Origin of the sequence: Nocardia sp. NPDC047654 (assembly GCF_043205035.1) — a bacterium.
GTDB lineage: Bacteria > Actinomycetota > Actinomycetes > Mycobacteriales > Mycobacteriaceae > Nocardia.
In genome coordinates, this window is the sequence record NZ_JBIDDF010000008.1 from 147,774 (window position 1) to 172,388 (window position 24,615).

General features: G+C 68.1%; 19 protein-coding genes and 1 pseudogene. 14 read left to right on the forward strand and 6 right to left on the reverse strand.

Annotated features, from left to right (window positions below):
• Positions 1-9 precede the first annotated feature (9 nt).
• The 6 genes from ACGF7Y_RS21740 to ACGF7Y_RS21765 are packed head-to-tail and all read left to right on the forward strand — an operon-like array spanning position 10 to position 6,211.
• The gene (locus tag ACGF7Y_RS21740) at positions 10-1,164 is read left to right on the forward strand and encodes a CaiB/BaiF CoA transferase family protein (protein WP_393236375.1); all 1,155 of its coding nucleotides are present in this window, start codon (positions 10-12) and stop codon (positions 1,162-1,164) included.
• Positions 1,165-1,175: 11 nt separating this feature from the next.
• On the forward strand, positions 1,176-1,967 hold the full coding sequence (locus tag ACGF7Y_RS21745) for an enoyl-CoA hydratase/isomerase family protein (protein ID WP_195152437.1): 792 nt from the start codon (positions 1,176-1,178) through the stop codon (positions 1,965-1,967).
• Positions 1,964-3,139 (forward strand): CaiB/BaiF CoA transferase family protein, encoded by a 1,176-nt coding sequence (locus ACGF7Y_RS21750; RefSeq protein ID WP_393236377.1) that lies wholly within the window; start codon positions 1,964-1,966, stop codon positions 3,137-3,139. The genes ACGF7Y_RS21745 and ACGF7Y_RS21750 overlap by 4 nt, the downstream gene beginning before the upstream one ends.
• Positions 3,139-3,795, forward strand: a complete 657-nt coding sequence (locus tag ACGF7Y_RS21755; protein WP_393236378.1) for a GntR family transcriptional regulator — start codon at positions 3,139-3,141, stop codon at positions 3,793-3,795. The genes ACGF7Y_RS21750 and ACGF7Y_RS21755 overlap by 1 nt, the downstream gene beginning before the upstream one ends.
• A 36-nt stretch (positions 3,796-3,831) precedes the next feature.
• The gene (locus tag ACGF7Y_RS21760) at positions 3,832-4,980 is read left to right on the forward strand and encodes an acyl-CoA dehydrogenase family protein (protein ID WP_393236380.1); all 1,149 of its coding nucleotides are present in this window, start codon (positions 3,832-3,834) and stop codon (positions 4,978-4,980) included.
• A 13-nt stretch (positions 4,981-4,993) separates the two neighbouring features.
• Positions 4,994-6,211, forward strand: coding sequence for an acetyl-CoA C-acetyltransferase (locus ACGF7Y_RS21765; RefSeq protein ID WP_393236382.1), 1,218 nt, complete (start codon positions 4,994-4,996; stop codon positions 6,209-6,211).
• 159 nt (positions 6,212-6,370) lie between these two features.
• On the opposite strand, the gene ACGF7Y_RS21770 is transcribed toward ACGF7Y_RS21765, so the two are convergent.
• Together ACGF7Y_RS21770 and ACGF7Y_RS21775 are read right to left on the reverse strand one after the other, a co-directional pair.
• Positions 6,371-7,768, reverse strand: coding sequence for an MmgE/PrpD family protein (locus ACGF7Y_RS21770; RefSeq protein WP_393236384.1), 1,398 nt, complete (start codon positions 7,766-7,768; stop codon positions 6,371-6,373).
• A 23-nt stretch (positions 7,769-7,791) separates the two neighbouring features.
• A complete protein-coding gene (locus ACGF7Y_RS21775; protein WP_393236385.1) occupies positions 7,792-9,273 on the reverse strand; it encodes an aldehyde dehydrogenase in 1,482 nt (493 codons plus the stop codon).
• A gap of 277 nt (positions 9,274-9,550) precedes the next feature.
• On the opposite strand from ACGF7Y_RS21775, the gene ACGF7Y_RS21780 reads away from it, so the two are divergent.
• Both ACGF7Y_RS21780 and ACGF7Y_RS21785 read left to right on the forward strand, forming a co-directional pair.
• Positions 9,551-10,723 carry a CaiB/BaiF CoA transferase family protein gene (locus tag ACGF7Y_RS21780; RefSeq protein WP_393236387.1) on the forward strand — a complete coding sequence of 391 codons (1,173 nt, stop codon included), beginning with the start codon at positions 9,551-9,553 and terminating at the stop codon, positions 10,721-10,723.
• A gap of 11 nt (positions 10,724-10,734) precedes the next feature.
• Complete coding sequence (locus ACGF7Y_RS21785; RefSeq protein ID WP_393236487.1) at positions 10,735-11,448, forward strand: nitroreductase; 714 nt, start codon at positions 10,735-10,737, stop codon at positions 11,446-11,448.
• A gap of 139 nt (positions 11,449-11,587) precedes the next feature.
• Here the strand turns inward: ACGF7Y_RS21785 and ACGF7Y_RS21790 are convergent, their stop codons facing one another.
• Both ACGF7Y_RS21790 and ACGF7Y_RS21795 read right to left on the reverse strand, forming a co-directional pair.
• Complete coding sequence (locus tag ACGF7Y_RS21790) at positions 11,588-12,808, reverse strand: CoA transferase (protein ID WP_393236389.1); 1,221 nt, start codon at positions 12,806-12,808, stop codon at positions 11,588-11,590.
• A gap of 475 nt (positions 12,809-13,283) precedes the next feature.
• On the reverse strand, positions 13,284-14,162 hold the full coding sequence (locus tag ACGF7Y_RS21795; protein WP_393236391.1) for a helix-turn-helix transcriptional regulator: 879 nt from the start codon (positions 14,160-14,162) through the stop codon (positions 13,284-13,286).
• A 196-nt stretch (positions 14,163-14,358) separates the two neighbouring features.
• Between ACGF7Y_RS21795 and ACGF7Y_RS21800 the strand changes: the two genes are divergently transcribed.
• On the forward strand, positions 14,359-15,960 hold the full coding sequence (locus ACGF7Y_RS21800) for a sigma-54-dependent Fis family transcriptional regulator (protein WP_393236392.1): 1,602 nt from the start codon (positions 14,359-14,361) through the stop codon (positions 15,958-15,960).
• Positions 15,961-16,116: 156 nt separating this feature from the next.
• On the opposite strand, the pseudogene ACGF7Y_RS21805 reads toward ACGF7Y_RS21800, so the two are convergent.
• Positions 16,117-16,350 (reverse strand): annotated as a pseudogene (locus ACGF7Y_RS21805) (MmgE/PrpD family protein); the annotation flags it as partial.
• Positions 16,351-16,365: 15 nt separating this feature from the next.
• Positions 16,366-17,421, reverse strand: a complete 1,056-nt coding sequence (locus ACGF7Y_RS21810; RefSeq protein ID WP_393236393.1) for a LuxR C-terminal-related transcriptional regulator — start codon at positions 17,419-17,421, stop codon at positions 16,366-16,368.
• Between the two features lie 243 nt (positions 17,422-17,664).
• Here ACGF7Y_RS21810 and ACGF7Y_RS21815 point away from each other — a divergent pair, with 243 nt between their 5' ends.
• The 5 genes from ACGF7Y_RS21815 to ACGF7Y_RS21835 are packed head-to-tail and all read left to right on the forward strand — an operon-like array spanning position 17,665 to position 24,570.
• On the forward strand, positions 17,665-18,684 hold the full coding sequence (locus ACGF7Y_RS21815; RefSeq protein WP_393236395.1) for an ABC transporter permease: 1,020 nt from the start codon (positions 17,665-17,667) through the stop codon (positions 18,682-18,684).
• A 44-nt stretch (positions 18,685-18,728) separates the two neighbouring features.
• On the forward strand, positions 18,729-19,802 hold the full coding sequence (locus ACGF7Y_RS21820; RefSeq protein WP_393236397.1) for a sugar ABC transporter substrate-binding protein: 1,074 nt from the start codon (positions 18,729-18,731) through the stop codon (positions 19,800-19,802).
• A gap of 6 nt (positions 19,803-19,808) precedes the next feature.
• The gene (locus ACGF7Y_RS21825; protein ID WP_393236399.1) at positions 19,809-21,977 is read left to right on the forward strand and encodes an ABC transporter permease; all 2,169 of its coding nucleotides are present in this window, start codon (positions 19,809-19,811) and stop codon (positions 21,975-21,977) included.
• Entirely contained in the window at positions 21,974-23,056 is a 1,083-nt protein-coding gene (locus ACGF7Y_RS21830) for a hypothetical protein (protein ID WP_393236401.1), read from the forward strand. Before ACGF7Y_RS21825 ends, ACGF7Y_RS21830 begins: the two co-directional genes overlap by 4 nt.
• Before the next feature lie 5 nt (positions 23,057-23,061).
• A complete protein-coding gene (locus ACGF7Y_RS21835) occupies positions 23,062-24,570 on the forward strand; it encodes a sugar ABC transporter ATP-binding protein (protein WP_393236403.1) in 1,509 nt (502 codons plus the stop codon).
• The last annotated feature ends 45 nt before the right edge of the window (positions 24,571-24,615 follow it).

Consider the following 24,615-nt stretch of genomic DNA (forward strand, 5'->3'; position numbering starts at 1 on the left):
GACATACCGATGACGGGACCGCTGGCGGGTGTGCGTGTCGTCGTGCTGGCAGGCATGGGGCCGGTGCCCTATGTGTCGATGCTGCTGGCCGACATGGGCGCCGACGTCGTCCGGGTGGTGCGGCCACCGCACCGCTCGGCGCGTGAGTTGAGCCAGACCGTCGGCCTGACCGAGGAGACCGATGTGGTCAACCGCGGTGTCGGGTCGGTGGCGGTGGATCTGAAGGACCCAGAAGGGCGCGAAGCTATTCTGCGCCTTGTCGATTCAACCGATGTATTCATCGAGGGCTATCGCCCCGGTGTCACCGAACGGCTGGGTCTGGGCCCCGAGGTGGCCACCGCGCGCAACCCCCGCCTGGTCTACGTCCGGCTCACCGGATACGGCCAGACCGGTCCCCGCGCCAAGGACGCCGGACACGACATCAACTACGTCGCCCAGTCCGGCGCCCTGCACGCCCTCGCCTCCGAAGGCGGGGCGCCGCGACCGCCGATCAACCTGCTCGGTGACTACGCCGGTGGCGGGGCGATCGGCGCGTTCGGCATCGCCTGCGCGCTGGTGGAGGCCGCGCGCACCGGCCGAGGTCAGGTCATCGACGCGGCGATGGTCGACGGTGTCGCCGTGTTGACGGCCAAATTGCAAGGCTTGCGCGCCGCCGGGCTGTACTCCGACGAACCGGGAACCAACTTCCTCGACTCCGGTGCGCCGTTCTACGACACCTACCGGTGCGCCGATGGCCGGTACCTGGCGGTCGGCGCGCTCGAACCCGACTTCTACCGTGAGTTCTCGAGCCGGCTCGGTGTCGACACCACCGGCTGGCCGGGCCAGGACGACCGCGAACAGTGGCCGAGACTGCGCGAACTCATCGCCGACGCGGTGTCGAAGCGGACCCGCGACGAGTGGTGGCAGATATATCAGGGCACCGATGCCTGTGTGTCCCCGGTGCTCACCTTCGACGAAGCCGCCGAAGATCCCCACAACGTGGAACGCGGAGTATTCCACCGTGTTTCGGGAGTGCTGCACCCCGTGCCCGCGCCGCGCTTCGACCGGACGCCGGCCCGCACCCCGTCGTGCCCGCCCACCGGTCTCGGCGACCTGGACGACATTCTGGCGCGGTGGGCGACCGCCACCCCCACCGGCGCCGACGCGGTGTCGATCAGCGAATGAAAGGACAACAAGTGCCCGGTTACGAGGAGTTCTCGTCCTTGACGATCGACCGCCCAGCCGACGGCGTGCTGCGGATCGTGCTCGACGGACCGAACCTGAATTCGGTCGGCGCCGAGGCACATCGGCACCTCGCCGACATCTGGCCGGTGATCGCTCTCGACGAATCGGTGCGAGCAGTCGTCATCCGCGGCGCGGGGGAGCGGGCCTTCTCCGCCGGGGGGAGCTTCGATCTGGTCGAGGCCATGATCGGTGACTACACCTCCCGGACCAGGGTGATGCGGGAGGCGCGCGACCTGGTGCGCAACATCATCGAGGTGCCCCAGCCGATCATCTCCGCGATCAACGGCCCCGCCGCCGGCGCGGGTCTGGTGGCGGCGCTGCTCGCCGACATCTCGGTGGCGGGCCGGCGCGCCAAGATCGTCGACGGACACGTGCGCCTCGGCGTGGCGGCGGGCGATCACGCCGCGATCTGCTGGCCGCTGCTCACCTCGATGGCCAAGGCCAAATACCATTTGCTGACCAACGAGGTGCTCACCGGCGAGGAGGCCGAGCGCATCGGCATGGTGTCGCTGTGCGTCGACGACGACCAGGTCCAGGACCGTGCCATGGAGATCGCGCAGAAGCTGGCCGCCGGCTCGCGGGCCGGCATCCAGGGCACCAAGATGGCGCTCAACGGCTGGTACCGGCAGGCCATGCCGATCTTCGACGCCTCACTGGGCCTCGAGTTCTATCACTTCGGTGGCCCCGATGTCGTCGAGGGCGTCGGCTCACACCGCGAGAAGCGGGAGCCCGAGTTCTCATGAGCACCGAACCCAAGCGTGCTCCGCTGGCCGGGGTGACGGTGATCGGCCTCGAACAGGCCATCGCCGCCCCGCTGTGCACCCGCCACCTCGCCGACCTCGGCGCGCGGGTGATCAAGGTCGAGCAGCCCGGATACGGCGACTCCACCAGGCATTACGACACGGTGGTCGGTGGCCTGTCGGCGCACTTCACCTGGCTCAACCACGGCAAGGAATCGGCGGCGCTCGACCTGCGCGCCGCCGATGACCTGGCGGTCCTCGAAGGGATGCTGACCGAGGCCGATGTGCTGGTCAGCAATCTCGGCCCTGGGGCGCTGGACCGGCTCGGTCTGGGTGTCGACGAGTTGACGCGCCGGTTTCCCCGGCTGATCATCGTCGACATCTCCGGCTACGGCCGTGGCGGTCCGCTCGACCACAAACGCGCCTACGACCTGCTGATCCAGGCCGAGGCGGGTTCGTGCGCGATCACCGGTATTCCCGGACATCCGGCCAAGCCCGGTGTCCCGGTGGCCGACATCGGCACCGCGCTGTACTCGTACTCGGCGGTCCTGGCCGCGCTCTACGACCGTGAGCGCACGGGACGCGGCGCGGTCGTGCCGGTCGCGATGCTCGATGTGGTGTCGGAGATGATGGGCTTCGCGCTCAACCAGGTGCTGCACGCGGGCACGGAGCCGGTGCCGGTCGGTATGGGTTCGCCGATGATCGCCCCGTACGGCGCGTATCCGACCTCCGACGGGCAGACGGCGGTCCTCGGCACTACCAGCGACCGGGAGTGGCGGCGGATGACCGCGCTCATGGGCTGCCCCGACCTGGCCGAGGATCCGCGCTACCTGCACAATGACGACCGGGTCGCGCGCCGCGGTGAGGTCGACGCGATTGTCGAACAGTGGTGCCGTACGAGAACTCTCGTCGAGATCCAGGACGCCGCCGACAAGGCGGGTATCGGCAACGCGCGGCTCAACGGTGTGCGCGAGCTCGCCGAGCATCCCCAGCTGCGGGAACGCGGCCGGTGGCGCGAGATCGGGACTCCCTCCGGACCCGTACCGGCCTTGCTGCCGCCGGGGACGGCACGGGACTGGCCGGTGACCAACGGTTCGGTGCCCGCGCTCGGCGCCCACACCGACGCCATCCGGGCCGAATTCGCGCCACGGGGCGCCCAGCCGAGCGAGGCCTGATGGACCTGCCGCGTGTCACTCCGCCGACCAGCCTGAAAGCCACCGCCGTGCAGGAGATTCGGCGGCGGATATTCGCGGGTGAGCTGCGTCCCGGCGACAAGATCGACCAGGACGAGATCGCGGATTCGCTGGGAATCAGCAAGCTGCCGGTGCGCGAGGCGCTGATCGCCCTCGAACTGGAGAGCATCGTCGACATGCCGCCCCGGCGTGGGGCGTTCGTCGCCCCGATGACGCGCGACGATGTGCGCGATCACTATTGGTTGCTGGGCGTGGTCTCGGGGCTGGCCGCCGCCCGCGCGGCCACCCGGATCCCGGCGTCCTCGCTCGACACGCTCGGCCGGATCCTGGACCGGATGACCACGGCGGCGAGCCGTGACCGTGAAACGCTGAACTTCGACTTCCATCGAATAATCAACCGCGCGAGCGGGTCCCGGCGTCTGCTCACCGAACTCAAAGTGCTCGGCAGCGCGGGCCCGCACGGTTTCTACGAGACTCATGACGACTGGTCCGAGACCGCCGACCGCGATCACCGCGAGATCCTGGCGGCCCTGCTGGCCCGGGATGTGGCCACGGCTCGCGCCGTCACCGAGGAGCACTTCCTGCACGGTGGTGCGCGGGCGGTGCACATGCTGGAATCCCGCGGCTTCTGGAAATGATATAATATTTTATGCGTGAACTAGGGAAGGGTAGGCATGAGCCTCACAGCGGATGAGCAGCAGATGGTCGATCTGGTCGCCGACTTCGTCGATCAGCGGGTCAAGAACCGCGTGCGCGAGTTCGAGGAAGACGACATCTACCCCGAGGAGTTCATCGAGGAGATGAAGAAGCTCGGCTTCTTCGGTCTGCTCGCGCCCGCCGAATTCGGTGGTGTCGACGTGAGTACCGCCTGTTTCGCCGGGGTCACCGAACAACTCGCGCGCGGCTGGATGAGCTTGGCGGGCGCCATCGGCGGCCACTCGGTGATCACCTACCTGATCAAGACCTTCGGCACGCCCGAGCAGAAGTCGAAGTACCTGCCGAAGATGGCCGAGGGCGCGATCCGGGCCACGATGGCACTCACCGAGCCCGCCGGCGGCAGCGACCTGCAGGCCATGCGAACCGTCGCCGTGCGTGACGGCGACCAGTGGTCCATCAGCGGTTCCAAGACCTGGATCTCCAACGCCGCGCACTCGGGTCTGATCGGTCTGCTGTGTATCACCGACCGTGAGGCCAAGCCCGCCCACAAGGGCATGAGCGTGATCCTGGTCGAACCCGGTGACGGGATGGTCATCTCCAAGAAGCTGCCCAAGCTCGGCTACCGAGGTGTGGAGGCCTGCGAGCTGGTCTTCGACGGCCGCAAGGTCGGCGACGACGCCATCCTGGGCGGCGTGCCGAATCTGGGGTGGAGCCACATGATGCGCGGCCTCGAGGTCGGGCGCATCCAGGTCGCCTCGCGTGCGCTCGGTGTCGGCCAGGCCGCACTCGACGCCGCCGTGCGCTACGCGCAGGAACGCGAGTCCTTCGGCAAGCCGATCTGGAAGCACCAATCCGTCGGTAACCTGCTGGCCGACATGGCGACCAAGCAGCGCGCCGCCCGCCTGCTGACCCTCGACGCCGCCCAGAAGTTGGACGCGGGGGAGCGCGCCGACATGGAGGCGGGCATGGCCAAGCTGTTCGCCTCCGAGACCGCGATGCAGATCGCGCTCGACGCGATCCGCGTGCACGGTGGCTATGGCTACTCCAAGGAATACGACGTGGAGCGCTACTTCCGTGACGCGCCGCTGATGATCGTCGGTGAGGGCACCAACGAGATCCAGCGCAATGTCATTGCCGCACAGCTCATCGCGCGCAACGCGATCTGATCGGAGTCAGCGAATGTCAACACTGCGCCGGGCGGCGATCGTCGCACCCACCCGCACCCCCGTCGGCACCTTCGGCGGTTCCCTGCGTGACGTGCCGGTCGAGGACCTGGGCGCCACCGTGGTGAACGCGGTGATCGAGCGCTCCGGGATCGACCCCGAACGAATCGATGATGTCGTGTTCGCCCAGTCCTACGCCAACTCCGAGGTGCCGTGCGTCGGTCGCTGGCTGGCCCTGCACGCCGGACTGCCGATCTCCGTGCCCGGCATGCAGCTCGACCGGCGCTGCGGCGGTGGTCTGCAGGCCCTGGCCACCTCGGCGATGATGGTGCAGACCGGTGCCGCCGATGTGGTGCTGGCCGGCGGGGTCGAGTCGATGAGCCGCATCGAGTACTACTCGACCAGTACTCGCTGGGGTGCCCGCGCGGGCACTGTGCAGCTGTTCGACCGGCTCGATCGCGGCCGCGAACGCTCCCAGCCGGTGGCCAGGTTCGGCAAGATCTCCGGGATGATCGAGACCGCCGAAAACCTTGCGCGGGACTACGGTCTGATGCGGGAGGAGGCCGACTCCTTCGCCGCGCGCAGCCACCAGAAGGCGGCCGCCGCCTGGGCGGAAGGGCGCTTCGCCGACGAGGTGGTTCCGGTGACCGTACCGCAGCGCAAGGGCGATCCGGTGGTCTTCGCCGCCGACGAGGGGATCCGCCCGGAATCCACGCCTCAGACCCTGTCGAAGCTGCGCACGATCATGCCCGACGGCACCGTCACCGCGGGCAACTCGAGCCAGCAGAACGACGCCGCCGCGGGGCTCCTCATCGTCGCCGAGGACCAACTCGACGCGCTCGGCCTCGAACCGATCGGCTACCTGACCGGCTGGGCGGCCGCGGGCTGCGAACCCTCCCGGATGGGTATCGGCCCGGTTCCCGCAGTCGCGAAACTCGCCGCGCGCCAGGGCACCGATACCGTCTCGCTGCTCGATTCGATGGATCTCGTCGAGGTCAACGAGGCGTTCGCGGTCCAGGTCCTGGCGGTCCTGGAAGGCTGGGGCTGGCGCGATCACGACCGGCTCAATGTCAACGGGTCCGGCATCTCGCTCGGCCACCCCATCGGCGCCACGGGCGTGCGCATGGTCACCACCCTGTTGCACGAACTGCGCCGCCGTGGCGGCGGCCGAGGTCTTGCCACGATGTGCATCGGTGGCGGTCAAGGTATGGCTGCCACCTTCGAGACCGCCTGATCACCGTTCAGGTACCGATTGTGCCCCGGCGAACCGAACAGGCTCGCCGGGGCGCAGTCATTCCGGAGCGATGAGAACGAACGTCTCTACCTGCTGCCCTGAACACCGGAAAGCCTGGTCGTACCTTGAATACCAGGCCCGACCAGGCTTTCGATCCGATCAGGCGCGCAGGAGCGCGGCGAACTCCGTGACCGGGGTGGCGGGGTCGCCGTCGTTGATCGCCGTCAGCAGAGCCTTGCTGCGTTCGGCGCCCAGATCGGCGACGGTGAGGTCACGGAACTTGGCATCCAGGTCCGCCTGCGTCATCTGGTTCTCCGCGGTGCCACGTGGGTTGTCGACGAAGACGTGCTCGGTGGAGCCGTCGCGGTAGGTGACCGTGATGTCGGCGATCCAGCGCCCCGGGTATTCGGCGTCGAGCTCGGTGTCGACCTCGATCTTCACCCGGCGCGCCATCTCGGCGACCTCGCTGCCCTCGCTGAGGTCCAGGCGCCCGGCCATGTAGTCGTGGTGGGCGCGGAAACCGTTGCCGCGGCCAAGGATCGCCAACGCGAACTGGAACGGCAGGCTGTACTGCAAGTGCTCGATGATCTGCGGTGCGTAGGCGTGGGCGTTCTGATTGCCGATGATCACGTCACCGCCGGACTGGATACCGAGCCGAATGGACTCGACCTCGGCCGCACGCGTGGTCAGCTGCCGGGCGCCGTCGATATAGGCGTGGTTGATACCGCAGCAGCAGTACGGCTTGATCCATACGCGGGTGATCTCGAAAGAGGCGGTCGGAGAGAACAATTCGGCGGCGTCCTCCTCGGCGACGGGGCGGCCGACGAAGGTGCGGTAGAAGCCCTTGCCGCCGCTGAGGAACGTGGTCGGGCCGGTGATGCCGGCCGCCGCCATCGCCGCGGCGCGAATACCGTTGCGGGTACCGATCCCCGAATGCAGCCGTTTCACCGAGCCGCCCGTGGATGTGTACTCGGTGGTGCCCGAGCTGTGGCTCATCGCGATCGACAGCGCGTGCACGGTGCGCTCGGCGTCGAACCCGCGCATCTTCGCGACCACGGCTGCGGCGCCGAACGCCGACAACACACCATGCGGATGGAAACCGCGCTCGAGCAACTGCGGCGCGGCCAGGACGCCGATCCTGGTGTAGACCTCGTACCCCGCGACGATGCCGGTGATAACCTGCGCCATCGAGGCACCGAGCTCCTCGCCGACGGCGATGGCCGCCGAGACCACCGCGCTGCCGGGGTGGCTGGAGCTGGAGCGGTGGGCGTCGTCGTACTCGAAACCGTGCCCGTAGGTCGCATTGACGAAAGCGGCGTCGGCGGCACTCATTTCGTCACCTGACGCGGTGACATGGGCGGAACCGGGGGCGTGCGAGGCCCGGGTCAGCTCGAGCACCGCCCGGCTCCACGGCAGCGACGCGCAGCCGATCTGCACGGCCAGCTGGTCTTGCATCAACCGACGGGCGCCGGCCAGCGCCTCGGTCGGGATCGAGTCGTACTCGAGGTCGGTGACCAGCCGCGCGACGGCGGCTTCCAAGGGGGGAAAGGAAGGCATGGAGAACCTTTCGGAAGTGGGGGTCAGGCCAATGTGTCGAGCAGGGGCTGCGGCAGGCCGTAGGACTTGCATTCGATGTAGGCGTCGAAGCCCTCGAGCCCGGCTTCGCGGCCGATGCCACTGTTCTTGAAGCCGCCGAGCGGAGCGAAGAAACCGGCGGGGGCGCCGTTGAGTTCGACGGTGCCGGTGCGGATGTGGCGAGCCACGGCTAGCGCGTGCGCGGGATCGGCGGCGAACACCGAACCGTTGAGGCCGTAGTCGGAGTTGTTGGCGATATCGATCGCCTCGGCTTCGGTGTCGAAGGTGTGCACGGTCAGTACCGGACCGAACACCTCCTCCTGCGCGATCCGCGCGTCGGGGTCGACGTCGGCGAAGATCGTCGGCTCGACGTACCAGCCGCGGTCCAGGCCCTCGGGCCTGCCACCGCCGACGAGCACCTGGGTGCCCTCGGACCGGGCCTGCGCGATGTAGCCCTCCACTCGCTCGCGCTGCGCGCTGGTCACCAGCGGACCGACCTCGGTCGCCGAATCGAACGGGTCACCGACCGGCATCGATCCCACCATGTCGCGCAACCGGTCGTAGAGCTCGTCGCGCAGCGAACGGGCCACCACGATGCGGGTCTTGTTGCTGCACACCTGACCGGTGTTGCGCAGCGACAGCGCCCGGATCACCGGCACCACGGCATCGAGGTCGGCGTCGTCGAGCAACACCGCGGCCGACTTCCCGCCGAGTTCGAGGGTGACCCGGCGCAGGTCCTGCCCGCAGATGGCGGCGATCCGGCGGCCCGCGGCCGTCGAGCCGGTGAACGAGACCTTGTCGACGCCGGGATGGCGGACCAGGTGTTCACTGACCTCGCGCCCCGCGACGACGATGTTCACCACGCCGTCGGGCAGACCGGCCTGCTCGAAGATCTCGGCGAGCAGATACGCCGACATCGCGGTCTCCGGCGAGGGCTTGAGCACGGCGGCGCACCCGGCCAGCAGCGCGGGCGCCAGTTTGATGATGGCGATCTGCAGCGGCGCGTTCCACGGCACCACCGCGGCCACGACCCCGACGGGCTCGCGGGTGACGAGTGCGTTGCCGGTGACCGAGCGGCGGATATCGGACCACTGGTATCGCGGGGCGAGTTCGAGGAAGGCGTCGAGCAACATGCGGGTGCCCATCGACTGCATTCGTGTCGACAGCGTGATCGGACACCCCATCTCGGCGCTGATCAGCCGCGCGATCTCGTCCTGCCGGTCCGCGAGGATCTCGCTCACGCGGGTGAGCACCGCGATCCGTTCCGCGAGCTCCATCCGGCGCCACGGGCCACGGTCGAAGGCGGCGCGAGCGGCGGCGACAGCGGCGTCGATATCGGCCTCGCTGCCCTCGGCGACGCGGGCGAGGGGTTGTTCGGTGGCGGGGGAGACGACCTCGAACGTGCGCTGCGTTGCCGGATTCACCCACCCGCCGCCGATGAACAGCTTGTCGAACTGCCCCTGCCACAACTCTGCCTGAACACTCATGGGTAGACCTATCGTCCTCGTCGGCGATTGTGTCCGGGTGGGAATTCCCTGGTCAGCGGTAGTTTTCGCGCGCAGCGCCTTCGCGGTCCATGTGACCCGGCTCATGTAAAGTATATGATATAACTTAGCGCACAGGCGAGAGCTGCTGTGCTCGCCGCCACTGCGCCTATTCTGTCGGCTGCTGTCGTGCGCCGATCGACCTTCGCCGGATGTGACCCATGGCACCGCGATGGAAGATAATATATAATATGAGCACGTGATGAGAGGGAGACAGGCTATGGAGCACAGGCCGCTCGACGGAATTCGGATCCTGGAGATCGGGGGCTACATCTCGCTCCCGTTCGCCACCTCGATGTTGTGCGCCCTCGGTGCCGAAGTCGTGAAGGTGGAGCGCCCCATCGTGGGCGAGGACTTCCGCCGTCACCAGAACGACGCCAGCCCGTACTTCCGTCAGTACAACACCGGCAAGCGCAGCCTGGCCGTCGACCTCAAGCAGCCCGAGGGCATCGCCCTGGTGAAGGCGCTGATCCCGCGCTTCGACGTGGTGCTCGAGAACATGCGCCCCGGCAAGGTGGCCGCGATGGGCCTGGGCCCCGAGGTCTGCCGCGAACTACGCCCCGACATCGTCTACGGCTCGGTGACGGGCTTCGGCGCGGGCGGCCCGCTGGCCGGCCGGCCGGCCTACGACACGATCGGGCAAGCGTTCGGTGGCCTGTACTCCCTGCTCGGCGACGAGGGCCATCCCCAGCTCGCCGGCGGCCTGAGCGCCGACCTGGTCACCGGCCTGAGCACCGCCGCGGGCGTGCTCGCCGCGCTGGTCGGCCGGTACCGCACCGGTGAACCCCAGCACGTGGAGACCTCCATCATGGAAGCGGTCAGCGTGCTTGTCACCGACGGGATCACCCAGGCCTTCGAACTCGGTGCCGACCCGAGCCGGCGTAGCAGGCATCCGCAGGCGCAGAACTTCTGTGCACCGACCGCCTCGGGGGAGTGCATCGCCGTGCACTTGTCTTCATCGCAGAAGTTCTGGCAGGCGCTGTGCCGGGCGATGGACCGCGGCGACCTCGCCGTCGACCCGCGCTTCGCGGAATACCGGCCCCGTGAGGCGAACTATTTCGAGCTGGCCGAGATCGTCGAGGCCGAATTCGAACAGCGCTCGTTCGCGGAGTGGGAGAAGCGGCTCACCGCCGAGGACGTGCCCTTCGCGCCGGTGCTGTCGATGACCGGATACGTCGAGCACGAACAGGTCGGATGGCTGCGCATGATCGAGCCCCAGGACGACGGGCTCGCGCTGCTGCGCCCGCCGTGGCGCTTCGCCGGCGAGCGGCCCGAGCGCCCCGGTGTCGCTCCGCGAGTGGGTGCGGACACCCGCGCTGTCGCCGGTGAGGTGTACCCGGCCGAGAAGGTCGACGAACTCGTGGCCGCGGGCGTGCTCTCGGTGGACGGCTGACCGTGGCCGGGCTGCGCGCAACGGAACACGCTGGGGAAGAAGGCACATCGGCGGCATTGGCCGACCTTCTCACCGGCCGGTGGAGCTGCCGCGCGTTCGAATCGCGCGAGGTGCCTCGACCGGTGATCGAGCGTCTGCTCGGCCTCGCGCAGCGGTCCGCGTCCTGGTGCAATACCCAGCCGTGGCAGGTGATCGTCACGACCGGCCAGGGCACCGAGCGCTTCCGCACCGCCCTGGCCGGGTACGCCGCGGCCCGAGGCGGTGAGCTCGGCGACGAGTTCGATTTCCCGCCACCGGCCGAGTATCGCGGCGTGTACCGCGAGCGCCGTCGCGCGACCGGCTGGCAACTGTACGAGGCGGTGGGCGTCGAACGCGGCGATCGGGCGGCATCGGCCCGGCAGGCGTTCGAGAACTTCCGGCTCTTCGGGGCCCCGCACGTCGCGATCGTCACCACGGCTGCCGACCAGGGTGTGTACGGGGCCGTCGACTGCGGACTCTACCTCGGCACCTTTCTGCTCGCCGCGACGAGCCTGGGTATCGCCACGATTCCGCAGGCCGCGCTGGCCGGCCGCTCGGCCTTCGTCCGGGAGTACTTCGACCTCCCCGAGGACCGAAAGATCCTGGTGGGCATCTCGTTCGGCTACCCGGACGTCGATCATCCCGCCAACAGTTATCGCACCACGCGCGCGCCGTTGGACGAGGTCGTGACCTGGAGTAGCGAATAGTTCTCCGCTTCGCGCCGATGTGGGGGCGGCGGGAACGCGGGGGTCGGTTCGGGTCGGCGTCGCCGGCCCACACGACTCGGGCCGGTACGCGAAGACACTGTCGTCTTCGCGTACCGGCCCGATTGCTGTTCTACGTAAGTCAGGGCAGTTCGGCGGTCCCGAGGACGCCTGCGGAACGCAACTCCCCGAGTTCGCTGTCGCTGAGACCGAGGACTTCGGCGAGGACTTGTTCGGTATCGGCGCCTAGGGCGGCGGCCGGGCGCACCGGTCCGTACTCGCTGTCCTCGCGGATCGGGCTGTGCGCCGAGATGACGGGTCCGATACCGGGCTGGTCGAGTTCGGTCAGCACACGGCTGCCCACGCCCGCCTCGAAATCGGCCACCACCTCACTCATCTGGCGGTAGCGGCTCCACAGCACGCCCGCCTCGGTGAGCGCCGCGCCCACCGCGTCGAGGGACAGGCCGGCGAACCAGGGACGCATCACCGCGGCGATGGTCTCGCGATGGATGTACCGGTGCGCCTCGTCGGCGAAGTCCACACCGAGGGTCTGTTCGAGCGAGGCGATCACCTTCGCCGTGCCGGTCGCCGTGCACAACGCCTGCCACTGACGCGGCGTGAGCGCGACCACCATGACGCGCCCCTCGTCGGCGGTGACGAAGTCGGCGCCGAACGAGCCGTACATGTAGTTGCCGTGGCGCGGGCGGTCACCGCGTTCCCGAACCTCGCTGAGCCACCCCAGATTCGCGACACCGGCCAAGGCGACATCGGCCAGCGCGATCTGCAGATGCGCGCCCGCGCCGGACCGTTCCCGACGGTGTAGGGCCGCGAGCAGGGCGGTGGTCGCGGTCATACCCGCGACCAGATCCCACGCGGGCAGCACATGATTCACCGGGGTACGCGAATCGGCGGGCCCGGTGAGATCGGTGACGCCGACCTCGGTGTTGACGGTGTAGTCCACCGCGGGACCGCCACCGGCCCGACCGCCGATGTGCACCTTGATCACATCGGCGCGGCGGTCCGCGAGCGCCTCGTAGGAGAACCACGGCCGCCCGACCGCGTTGTCGACGACGATCCCCGCGTCCTTGCCGGGCGCGGTCGCCAGCGCCAGCACCAGTTCCCGGCCCTGCTCGCTGCGCACGTCCACCGCGATCGACTGCTTGCCCCGGTTGAGCGAATTCCAGTACAGGCTTTCGCCGTTGCGCTGAGCGACCGGCCACCGGCGGTAGTCGGGTCCGCCGCCGAGCGGGTCGACCCGGATGACCTGCGCGCCGAGCTGGGCGAGGGTCATACCCGCCGACGGTCCCGCCACGAAACTGGCGAACTCGACCACGCGCAGGCCCGCCAGCGGCTGCCCGCTCACCCGTGCACCACCGGGGAAACGTCGACCAGGCCTGGAATCTGCATCGCACTACTCCTTCGTCCGCGGCGGACCGCTCCTTCCGCAGCTGCAAATATAATATATGTTACTTCGGCAAGGCCGGAGTGCTTGCGCCACTATCGGCTCGCGTGGGGCCGGTCATTCCGCGCATCGGGACGGGGGCGCGCCAGCCGCAGGGTAGGCCGCAGGTGGCCACGACATCGTGCTGGATCGAGCCGTCGGGGAAGTGCTGGACCACTCTCGATGCCGAGGCTGGGTAGCCGCACGTGCCGCATCGTCCGAAGTAGTCGAGGAGTTCGTGGACGGTGGTACGGACGGGCGCCGACACTCCTTGCTCCGAGGGGGCCTCAGATAGCGGGTCGGTGCGGCCGACGTCCGCAGGATATTTACGCATAATATATTAACCACTGGCGAGAGGTGTTGTGACCGGAGAACAGGCCCGGTTCGTCCGCGGGGATCAGTTCGGGTGGTCCGCCGCGTCCCGTTCGGGGACCGGTGCCGACCACGAGGTGAGAATGCGCAGCTTCTCGTGGGAGGTCGTGCCCGGCTCGGCCGACCAGAGGACCAGCTGCTGTTCCGAATCGCCCGACGAGCTGAAAGTGTCCCAATTCAGGGTCATCTCGCCGACATCCGGGTGATGGAGCGTCTTGGAGCCGAACTCCTGCCGGGCCACGTTCCGTGCCGCCCACCACTGGCGGAACTGTTCGTCGGCGATGGACAGTTCGCCGACGAGCGCGGTGAGCTGGGGGTCGGTCGGATTGGCCGCGGCGTCCATACGGAGGATGGCGACGCACGTGCGCGCGACGCTTTCCCAGTCGTCGTACAGCGTGCGCATCGCCGGATCGGTGAAGACCATCCGCACATAGTTGCGCTGCCGGGGTGTCATCTGACCGAAGTCGGTGATCAGAACTGCCGCGAGGTGGTTCCAGGCGAGGATGTCGAGATAGCGCCCGAACACCAGGGCCGGTGTCTCGGTGAGCTGGTCGAGCAGACGCTGCAGCTGGGGGCGCACGGATTTCTGGCCTCGCTTGGCCGGGCGGCGATCGGAGCGCCGGACCAGGTTCTCGGCGTAATCGCGCTGGGCGTCGTCCAGGCGTAGGACCCGTACCAGGGCATCCAGAACCGGCTCCGACGGTGCGAGACGGCCCTGCTCGATCCTGGTGTAGTAGTCGTGGCTGATCGCGGCCAGGTCCGCCACCTCCTCGCGGCGCAAACCTGCCACCCGGCGCGCGACGGCGCTGTGCACGCTCAAGCCCACGTCCTCGGGACTGAGCTCGGCACGCCGTGCTTTCAGGAATCCACCCAGCTCGCGAAGGTGGGGCGCTCTCTCGGTCATCTCTCCACGGTATGCCCGGCGGTGTGGCCGTGCCTGGGACAAATTCCTCCCACGCCGACCGAAAAATCGTCGGCATCGCCGCAAAGGCCGAGGAACCAAGCAGATATTGTGTATAAAATATGAGTGTGCTCGGTCATAGAGGACCGGGCGTCGACCGCATGTTCAGGCGGCCGGGACAAGGTGGTGTTGAGTATCCATGACTGTATTGCAGGCTTACCGGGATTCGACTCGACCGGACATCGAGTCGGCGTGGGCCCGATCGCGGCTCAACGGCATCCGTGAAGACGCGATGCCGCCGTTCGACCTCGCGAGCAGAAATGCCGACAGCTTCCTCGCGCGAGCGGCGAGCCCGGTCCTGCGCCGGGTCGCGAGTGAGCTCGAAGGCACGCCGGTGGCGCTGGTGCTCGCCGATCAGGCCGGCCGGGTGGTCGACATCCACGGCGCCGCCCGATCGATCCGCCGCGCGGTGTCCGATATCGGCATCGTGCCGGGTGTCGAACTCGGTGAAGACCGCATCGGCACCAACGCGCTCGGCACCCCGCTGGAGACCCGGCGCAGCCTGCTCGTGCGCGCCGACGAGCACTACCTGGCACTGTTTCGCGGATTCACCTGCTACGGGCATCCGATCTTTCATCCGGTGACCCGCCGCCTCGAAGGTGTGCTGGGAATCGGCGCCAAAACCAGCGCGGACCACCGGTTGTCGGCGCTGCTGGCCCGCCGCATGGTCCGCGATATCGAAGAACGGCTCCAGCGTGATTCCCCCCGTGCGCAGAGCAGGTTGATGAGCGCCTTCCAGGCGGCCTCGAGCCGTCGTGGCCGGGCCGTTGTCGTCATCGGCGACGGCCTGGTTCTCGCCACCCCCGCCGCGGTCGACCTGCTCGAACCGGCCGACCATGCCGCATTGCGCGCCTGCGCCGAAGCCGTGCCCGTCGGCGGTCAGGACAGCCAGGAACTCGTCCTGACCTCCGGCCGTGCGGTGCGTTTGGTCTGCCGGTCGATCGAGGGAGCCGACGGGGTGCTCGTCGACATCACCCAGGAGTCCGGTGTTCGACGTGTCAGGGTGGCCTCGGACCGGATGCCGCTGTGGCCGCTGCTCGTGGTCGGTGAGGCGGGGACCGGCCGAACCACCGAGGCGCTGGGCTCGGTCGGCCCCGCGGCCCGCACACTCGACGCGACCGACATCGTGCTCATCGGTGACAGCGCGTGGGCCGCCCAGCTCGGCGAGACGCTCGCGGGCGACGGGCCCCCGGCGATCATCGAGAACATCCAGCTGCTGTCCGAGCAGCTCACCGCGCTGCTCGCACAGCGATTGCGGGAAACCACCCGCGAAGTCGTGCTCACATCCACGCCTGGCGAACACCTCGATGCCGTACACGCTCCGCTGCGTGCGCTGTGTAACGACCGCAGGGAATTGGTCCCCCTGCGTAGGCGCAGGCACGAGGTCCCGGGGCTGGCGCAGCAGATGCTGACCGAGGTCACGGGCCACACCGGGACCCGGTTCACCGCCGAGACGATGCGAGTACTCGCGTCTCAACCGTGGCGGGGCAACCTGGCTGAGCTGCGCCGGGTCGTGGAAGTGGTGGCGAGTGTCCGATCGGCCGGCGACATCATCCCCACCGATCTGCCTGCCTCACACCGCGGTGGTCAGGTGCCCGGCTCGCCGATCCGCGAGGCCGAGCGGGAGGTCATCATCGCGGCCCTCGAAGCTGCCGGTGGCAACAAGCTGCAGGCCGCGCGTGCGCTCGGCGTCAGCCGCTCCACCCTCTACAACCGCATAAGGGCATTGCGTATCGCGTGAAAGCTGTACCGGGCGTGGCATGTCCAGATATCTGGACATGCCACGCCCGGTGCTCTCTCTACTGTCGATGTCACCGGTCGAGGCCAGCCGGACCGGGATGCGAAAGCCCCGCGCGTGTAGGGGGCGAGCGGGGCTTTCGTAGCGCGGGTGAAATCCTCAGGCCTGCGAGCTGTTCGGCGCGAGTAGACGCAGCACGGTGTCGAAGTCCGGGGCGTTGATCAGTACACCGTCGGCGAAGGAGGCGCCGAAGATCGCTACCCGGTGGTCGGTGCCGATGATCGTGGCGTCGCCATCGGTGCCGCCGGTGAGCTTGCCGTACTGGATACCGATCTTGCCGTGGGGTTCCTCGACGGCGCCGAGCGCGCAGCCCATCGCGTCGAGCAGCAAGCGCTTGGCTTCGTCATCTCAACGCGCGACGCTGCCGCGCAGCCAGTACGCGACAGCTTCCGCACGGTTCGCCGCGCCGAGTTTGCGCAGGATATGGGTGATGTGGGTCTTGACCGTGGCCTCGGAGATCGCCAGGTCGCGGGCGATCTGGCGGTTCGCTCGGCCCGCCGCCAGCAATTCGACGACGTCGAGTTCGCGCGACGAGAGCGCGGGGCCCTCCGGGTGGCAGGCGCCGGCGGTCGCGGAGCCCGTCAGTCGATCCAGTCCACTGCGCAGCGCGGTCACGCCGTCGAGCAGGCTCGCGCCCGCCAGTGCGTGGCCCAGGCCCGCGGCGAATACCGCGAGCATCGCCCGCGCCGTCGCGTCGGCTTCGCGCCGCTGGAAGTAGTAGTCACCGTGCACCAGTCCGACGACCGCGCCGTTCAGGGTGAGCGGCGCGACGGCGTAGGAACTGCAGTGCGTCATCTCCACCAGCGGCCGGACGACGCGAGGATTGTGCTGAACATCGAAGACGAGCCCCGGCCGGGCCCGCTGCACGATGTCGCTCTCGACCAGATGGCCGTCGAGGGTCGGTGAGGACTCGCGTCCGGCCGCCAGAATCGCGTCGGCCCAGGGCTTGTCGTCGACGACGAACATGGTGTGCAGGTGCCAGCGCTGTCCTTCGGTGGTCGACACGAGCGCGCGGTCGAAGCCCATCGCGCCCATCGCTTCCGCGGCCCGGCTCAGCAAGTCGTCGACACCGCGCGCGCCGTGTAATCGCGCGATCGCCTGCGCGGCCATCCGCAGGTGGGTGGCCGAGTTCGCGGCGTCGGCCGCGGCCAGGTCGGCCTCGGTGGCGCGAATGCGGGCCAGCAGCGCGGTCGTTCGCTGGATATCCGCGTGATCTGTGATGTCGGACAGTATCGCGACGGCCTCGTCCCACAGCTGCGCGAGCAGGCGCTTGGCCGCCTCGGGGGAGTGGGTGCCGGGCGGCTGGATCCGGCGCCCGAGGACCGCCGACGCTTCGGTGGCGACGGCGATGAGCTCGGCCTCGACTGCGACGTCGCCGCTGGGTGTCCTCATGTCGATCAGCACGTGTCAACTCCAGTCCTCATATCATTTTCAAACAGAATATGCAATATATCGTGCGATCGCACCAGGCGCGTCCGAATCGTGCCCGAAACTCTGATGTCGCATCAACCGCTGGTCGCAGCACTGTAGACCCTTCAGCTGATCGCGGGTCGATCTTCTACTGAGCACGACAGCACATATTTAATATTTCGCACAGCTCGCGAGAGTGACCCGAGTCTCAGAGGAGAAACCCATGCGGGGAGCATCATGACGACGTCCACCGCGGCGGCCACCACGCCCCGCCCCAGCCTGCGCGACCAGCTCGGTCGCTCGGAGCAGGCCTATTTCGTTCTCGGCATCACCGCCGTGCTGTGCGTCGTCGGTGCCGCGACGACGCCGGGATTCCTCACCGCCGGGAACTTCGCCAGCCTGTTGCGGTTGTCGGCGGCCTTCGGGATTCTGGCCGTCGGCGTCGCCCTCGTCATTCTGGGCAAAGGCATCGATCTGTCCATCGCCGGTGTCGCGCTCGGCTGCGCGCAGGCCACGCTCGCCCTGATGTCGAGTGGGATGCCGGAGTGGCAGGCGATCGCGATCGCCGCGGCGGTCGCACTGATCGTCGGGCTCGTCAACGGCGTGCTCGTGGCCTATGTCGAAGTGCCGTCGCTGTTCGTCACTTTGGCCACCGGTCTGCTCGTCATCGGTGGGGTGGACATGCTGCTGCTCGACAGCAACTACTACGCCCTGCCCGGCGGGTCATGGATCGCGGAGCTCAGCAATGGTTCGGTCCTCGGTGTGCCGCGTCCGATCATCATCGCCGCCGCCGTCTTCGTACTGGCCTGGCTCTTCGTCACCTACACCTCGGCAGGCCGTTTGATCCGGGCGATGGGCGACAACTTCGCCACCGCCCGCGCCACCGGGGCCCCCGTCCGGCCGTTGCAGGTGCTCACCTACGTGATCTCCGCTCTGCTCGCCCTGCTCGCCGGGTACCTGACGGTGTCGATCCAGGGCAGCGTGCAGACCACCGCCACCTCGTTCGACCCGCTGCTGTTCACCGCGCTCACCGCGACTGTCATCGGTGGCATCTCGCTGGCCGGTGGCCGCGGCTCGATCCTCGGGGTGCTCGCCGGTTCGCTGTTCATCGGTGTGCTCAACAACCTGCTCGTGCTGCACGGCCTCACGTCCGCGGTGCAGGACCTGATCCGTGGCGGTGTGCTCATCGCGGCCATCGCGCTGGACTCGTGGCTGCATCCGCGCGACGAGGAAACCGCCAAGAGCGGCGAACTGTAATGCCCTCGCCTCGAAACACCTTCGCTCACAAGGAGTCTTCAACGATGAAGAAGAAGTTGATCGCCCTCGCTCTCGCCTCGGTCTCGGCCGTCGTGCTCGCAGGTTGTTCCACCGGTGGTCGCACCTCGGCCACCGGACCCGCGGGAGGTGAGGGTCAGACGTTCGGTGAGAACGTGCAGCTGTTCGACGCGACGCAGAAGGTGCACGAGTCGATGCAGGGCAAGAAGGTCGCCTTCGTGCCGATTCTCTACAAGGGCTACAACCTGACGATGAACTGGGGCGCGTCGATGGAGCGCGCCTTCGGCAACCTCGGCGCCGACTTCCAGGTCTACGACCCCAACTTCGACACCGACAAGATGACCAGGATCATCAGCGACCTGATCGCCCGCAAGGCCGCCGACGTGCTGATCCTGCACAACCCCGACGTCGGTGTGCTGTCCAAGCAGATCGAGGACGCTCAGCGCGCGGGGATCTACACGGTGGTGGTCAACATGATCTCGAGCCGCCTCGGCGACGCCTACATCGGTGTCGACAACCTCGCCGCCGCCGAGGACATCGCCCAGCGGGCGGTGCAGGACTGCGAAAAGCGCGGCGCTCCCCATCGATTGGCGATTATCGACGGTCCGGGCAATGACGCGGCCTCACTGCTGTGGTCCAAAGGGGTGCACAACGTGCTCGACCCCGCCGGTTTCGAGGTGGTGACCACCGCACACACCCAGTGGCAGAACTCGCTCGCGCAGCAGGCCGCCGAGTCGATCATCCAGCAGCAGAAGAACAACTTCTGCGGGTTCCTGGTCACCTACGACCTCAACTCCGTCGCCGTCGGGGACGCCGTGCAAAGCGCGGTATCGCGCGGTGTGATCCCTGCCGATTCCCTCGGCACCTACACGATGGCTGCCGACACCGTGTGGTGCGACGCGCTGCGCGCGGGCAAGGTGACCGCCTCGGCCTCCTACGATGTCCAAGGCGTCGGCACCGCCGCGGTGGTCACCACCCAGCAGCTCGTCCAGACCGGCGCACCAGCGGGTAGCAGCCACACCGTCGCGTTCGTGCCGCACACCATCGTGGACCGCGCGAACGTCGACAACACCACCATCGCCTGCTACAAGGGGCAGTGAGCGGCGATGAAACTGCAGTCACGCTCGCGGGGAATCGACGCCTTCCCCCTGACCGGCGGGAAGTGGCGTGACCGGCTCGCGCCGGCCAGGACCCTGTCGGACCTGTTCGAGAAACGCTGGATGGAGGGCGCGGTACCACTCGCCCTCGCCCTGCTGCTCAGCCTGTTGTTCGTCTCGTTCACCCCGGTCGGACCGGCCGACACCCCGATCATCCTGGACGAGGTGTCGGAGAAGGGGCTGCTGGCCATCGGGCTGACCGTGGTGCTGGTCTGTGGTGGCATCGACCTGTCGATCGGTTCGATGGTCGGCCTGACAGCGATCGGCGCGATGGTCGCCTCCCGCGCCTGGGACTGGCCGATGGCGATCGTCGCACCGGGCGCCGTGGTCTTCGGTGCGCTGCTCGGCAGTGTGAACGGCTACTTCATCGCCTACCGCAAGATGCGGCCGTTCATCACCACATTGGTCACCCTGGTCGCTTTCGGTGGTGCGGCCGCCGCGTTGCAGTCGGCGTTCAGTTTCGAGCTGAGTATGCCCGAGCCCGATATCGTCTGGGACTTCCTCGGCGAGGGCAGCATCGCGCTGATCCCGACGGGCTGGTTCTTCTTCGGGTGCGTGCTGATAGCCGTGCATGTCGGCCTCACCCGGTCGCGGTGGGGCTGGTGGGTCGCGGCAGTCGGCAGCGATCGGCGTTCGGCGCGGCGCAACGGCATTCCCGTCGACCGGGTCACCTTCTTCGTCTACGTCCTCTCGGGTGCGCTGGCCGGGTTGGCCGCCCTGTTCACCTCGGCCAGGGTCGGGCGTACCGACCCGGACGTGGGCCAGGGCTGGGAGATCATCGCCCTTACCGCCGTGGTGCTCGGTGGTGTCAGCCTCGCGGGCGGCCGGGGATCGGTGCTACGGGCCACCGTCGGCATCATCGTCGTGCAGGTGATCCAGCAGGCCACCGTGGCGCTGCGACTCGAAGGTTCGTACTACACGGTCATTCTCGCCACCGCACTGCTCGTGTTCGCGGTGCTCGACCTGCAATGGGGTAAGTATCGGCAGCGTACCGCCGACAAGCTCAAGATCGATCCGGGCCGGATCATTCTCGGCTCGCTCATCGATGTCACCGAGCCGGGCACGGTGTGGACAATCAACAACAGAACGACCGACGCGCCCCCGATCGGCCTCGGCAAGATCGAAGGCGCCGAGGACTGCGCGGTCGACCCCGAGGGCAACGTCTACTGCGGCGACCGTCGCGGCTGGGTGTGGCGCTTCCGTGCCGACAACCCGGACGAGGGTGAGATCTTCGCTCGCACCGGCGGTTTTCCGCTCGGCCACGGGTGGGATCGGGACAGGCAGCTGCTCGTCGCCGTCGGCGGCATGGGCATCTACCGGATCTCCCCGGACGGTGAATCCGAGCCGATCGCGACGAAGGTCAGGCGCAGTCGTTTCTCCCTGCTCGACGATTCCGGCCTGCGTGCCGTCGACGACCTCGACGTCGCACCGGACGGTTCGATCTACGTGTCGGACTTCTCGACGCGAACCAACGCCGCCGAATACCTGGTGGAGCTGGTGGAATCGCGGGCCAACGGGCGCGTGGTCCGCATCGATCCCGACGGCGGCACCGAGGTGGTCGTCTCGAACAGTGTGTTCCCCAATGGCATCTGTACCTCGCACGACGGCCAGTCGATCCTCATCGCCAGCACCGGCCTGTGCCGGGTGGATCGGCTCTGGATCGCCGGACCCAAGCAGGGGCAGCTGGAACCGGTGCTGGAGAACCTGCCCGGTAACCCTGACAACCTCAACCGCTCCTCCGACGGCAACTACTGGCTGCCGTTCGTGTCGATGCGCACGCCGATGTCGGACCTGCTCAACCGCTACCCGGCGGTGCGCAGGCGGATGACCAAGGAGGTGCCGCTGGACAGCTGGGTGGTGCCGCAACTCAACGTCTCGTGCGTGATGAAGTTCAACGATCGCGGCGAAGTCCTTCAGGTGCTGTGGGATTCGTCGCTGGCGAACTACCCGATGGTGACCGCGGTGAAGGAACGGGCCGGTCAGCTCTATCTGTGCGGTGTCAGCAACAACCGCATCGGTCGACTCACGCTCGACCCGAGCGAGGTCGGAACGATCGACCCGGCCGCCGTTCCCGGGCTGATCGTGCCCGGTCGATCGATGGTGGAGGTGCAGCGATGAACCGCACGATCAGCGCCCTGAAGGAATGGCTGAACCCCGACTGGGCCCGGCACCGCGCGGTGCCGCCGTTCGAGGCGGGGCTGCGGCCCAATCGCCGGCTCGACGAGGGCATGACCCTGTTGCCCGATACCGAGTTCGAACCCGACGACGTGCTCATCCGCGACAACGGTGAGGTCGTCTTCTCCAGCGGCGACAGCATTTTCACGCTGACCGACGGCGTCGTCACGCACGTGGTGACGCTCGGCGGGCAGGTCGGGAGTCTGTTGGTCGCCGAGGACCGGCTTGTCGCCGCCGTCGAGGGCGTCGGCCTCGTCACGGTCGACGCGAGCGGAGTGGCCGCCGACCTGTGCACCGATGCCGAACTGGCCGCGTGCGTCACCGATCTGGCGTTGCTGCCCGACGGTGTCGTGCTGGCAACCATCGGCTCCCGTGAGGTGCAGGACTGGTCCGCCGCGTTGGTCGCCGATGATCGGAGCGGGCGCATCCTGCGCGTCGACGGCTCGCGCGCCGAGGTGGTCGCCGAAGGTCTCGGCTGGCCGGGCGGCATCGAAAACGTCTGCGACGGTGAGGTTCTGGTGTCGCTGGGTTTCGACCATCGCATCGAACGGCGCGGCGTGGCCGCCCTGGGTAAGCCCGGGACCGCGGTGGGGCCGAACCTGCCGGTATATCCCGGCCGGATCGCCGCTACCACGGACGGCTGGTGGGTCGCCGCGCCCTATGCGCGCAACCGCTTCACCGAATTGCTGCTCGACGAACCCGAATTGCTGCGCGAAATGACCGCGACGATTCGTCAGGACCAGTGGTTCGTCCCCCGCCTGCGGTGCCCGGATCCCTACACCGACACCCTGCAACTGGGGCAGCTGCGTGTACACGGCGTGATCAAACCGTGGGCGCCCGCGCGGTCGTACGGCCTGGCTTTCCGGATCGATCAGCGAGGACGCATCGCCGAAAGTGTGCATTCGCGCGCGGACAGCGACCGCCACGGGGTCACCGGTGTGGCGTCACGTGACGGCCGAATCACGGTGGCCGCGCGCGGTTTCCGCAACCTGATCGAGCCGCAGACAGACAACGAAAGGTGAGCACAGTGAGCGACACCGCCGTGGCCGCCGAGCCGGTGATCCGGCTCAGCCGGATCAGCAAGCACTACAACGGAACATACGCGCTGCGCGATGTCGACTTCGAGGTCACCCCGGGCGAGATCCACGCCCTGCTCGGCGAGAACGGCGCGGGAAAATCCACCCTCGTGAAGGTGATCTCGGGGGCGATCGAACACGACGCCGGCACCCTGTTCGTCACCGGCCGCATGCGCAACTTCAGTACCCCCAAGGAATCGGCCGAGGCCGGGGTCGCGATGGTGTACCAGGAAGGATCGCTCGTCGAGTCGATGACCGTGGCGCAGAACCTGTTCCTCGGTGAGGAGAAGGCCTTCAACAATCTCTCCCAGCTCAACGTGGTGGCGCGAGAACTGCTGGAGTCACACAACTTCCACATCCGGCCCGAGGTGCCCGCGGGTGCGCTCGGTATCGCCCAGAAGCAGATGGTGGAGATCGCCCGCGCCGTGCACCGCGACGCCAAGGTCGTCATCCTCGACGAACCGACCGCCTCGGTGACACCGGAGGAACGGCTGCAACTGTTCCTGTCGATGCGCAGGCTCAAAAGGCAGGGCATCGGGGTCGTTTTCATCACCCACATGCTCGACGAGGCGCTGGAGGAGGCCGACCGCATCACCGTGCTGCGCGACGGCGAGGTGCAGGGCACGCTGGACAAACCGGCCTTCGATCGTGCCGAGGTGGTGCGAATGATGGTGGGGCGCAGCGTGGAATATCAACGGGTACCGCCGCATCGGGAGCCCGACCCGGCGCCGGTGCTCGAGGTCGAGGACATCACACTGCTTCCGGCCGTGCGCAACATGTCGTTCTCCGCGCACGCGGGGGAGATCGTCGGCATCTACGGCCTTGTCGGTGCCGGGCGCAGCGAGACCGCGATGATCGTCGCCGGGGTGACCAAGCGCCGGCGTCTGCGTGGCGGCACCGTCCGACTCGACGGCCGCAAGGTGCGTTTCCGGACACCGCGCGACGCCCGCCGCGCGGGCCTGGTCTACATCACCGAGGACCGCAAGGCCTCGGGCTTCTTCGGCCACTTCTCGATCGCCGACAACATCTATTTCGGGCATTTGTGCAGCGCGCCACGCCTGCCGTTGCTGGTGCGGCCGGGGGAGCGCAAGACCGTGGCTCAACGCTTCGTCGAGCGGTTTCATGTGCGCACGCTGCGACCCGACCGGGCCCAACTCGAGGAACTCAGCGGCGGCAACCAGCAGAAGGTGGTGCTGGCCAAAGGGCTGACCCGCCAGCCGCTGGTCGCGATCATCGACGAGCCGACCCGCGGTGTGGACCTCGGCACGATCACCGAAATCCACGCGATGATCCGCGCCCTGGCAGACGACGGTGTCGCGGTAATCGTGATCTCGTCCTACCTGCCGGAGATCCGGGCGCTCTCGGACCGGATCCTGGTCGCCAAGCAGGGCAGCATCGTGGCCGAGTTCGATCCGGCCGAGGCCGACGACGCACGACTGATGTTCGCGGCGGTGCACTGAGGGGGAAGGATCCTTCCCAGGAACAGAGTCGTCCTGCCAGGGGCT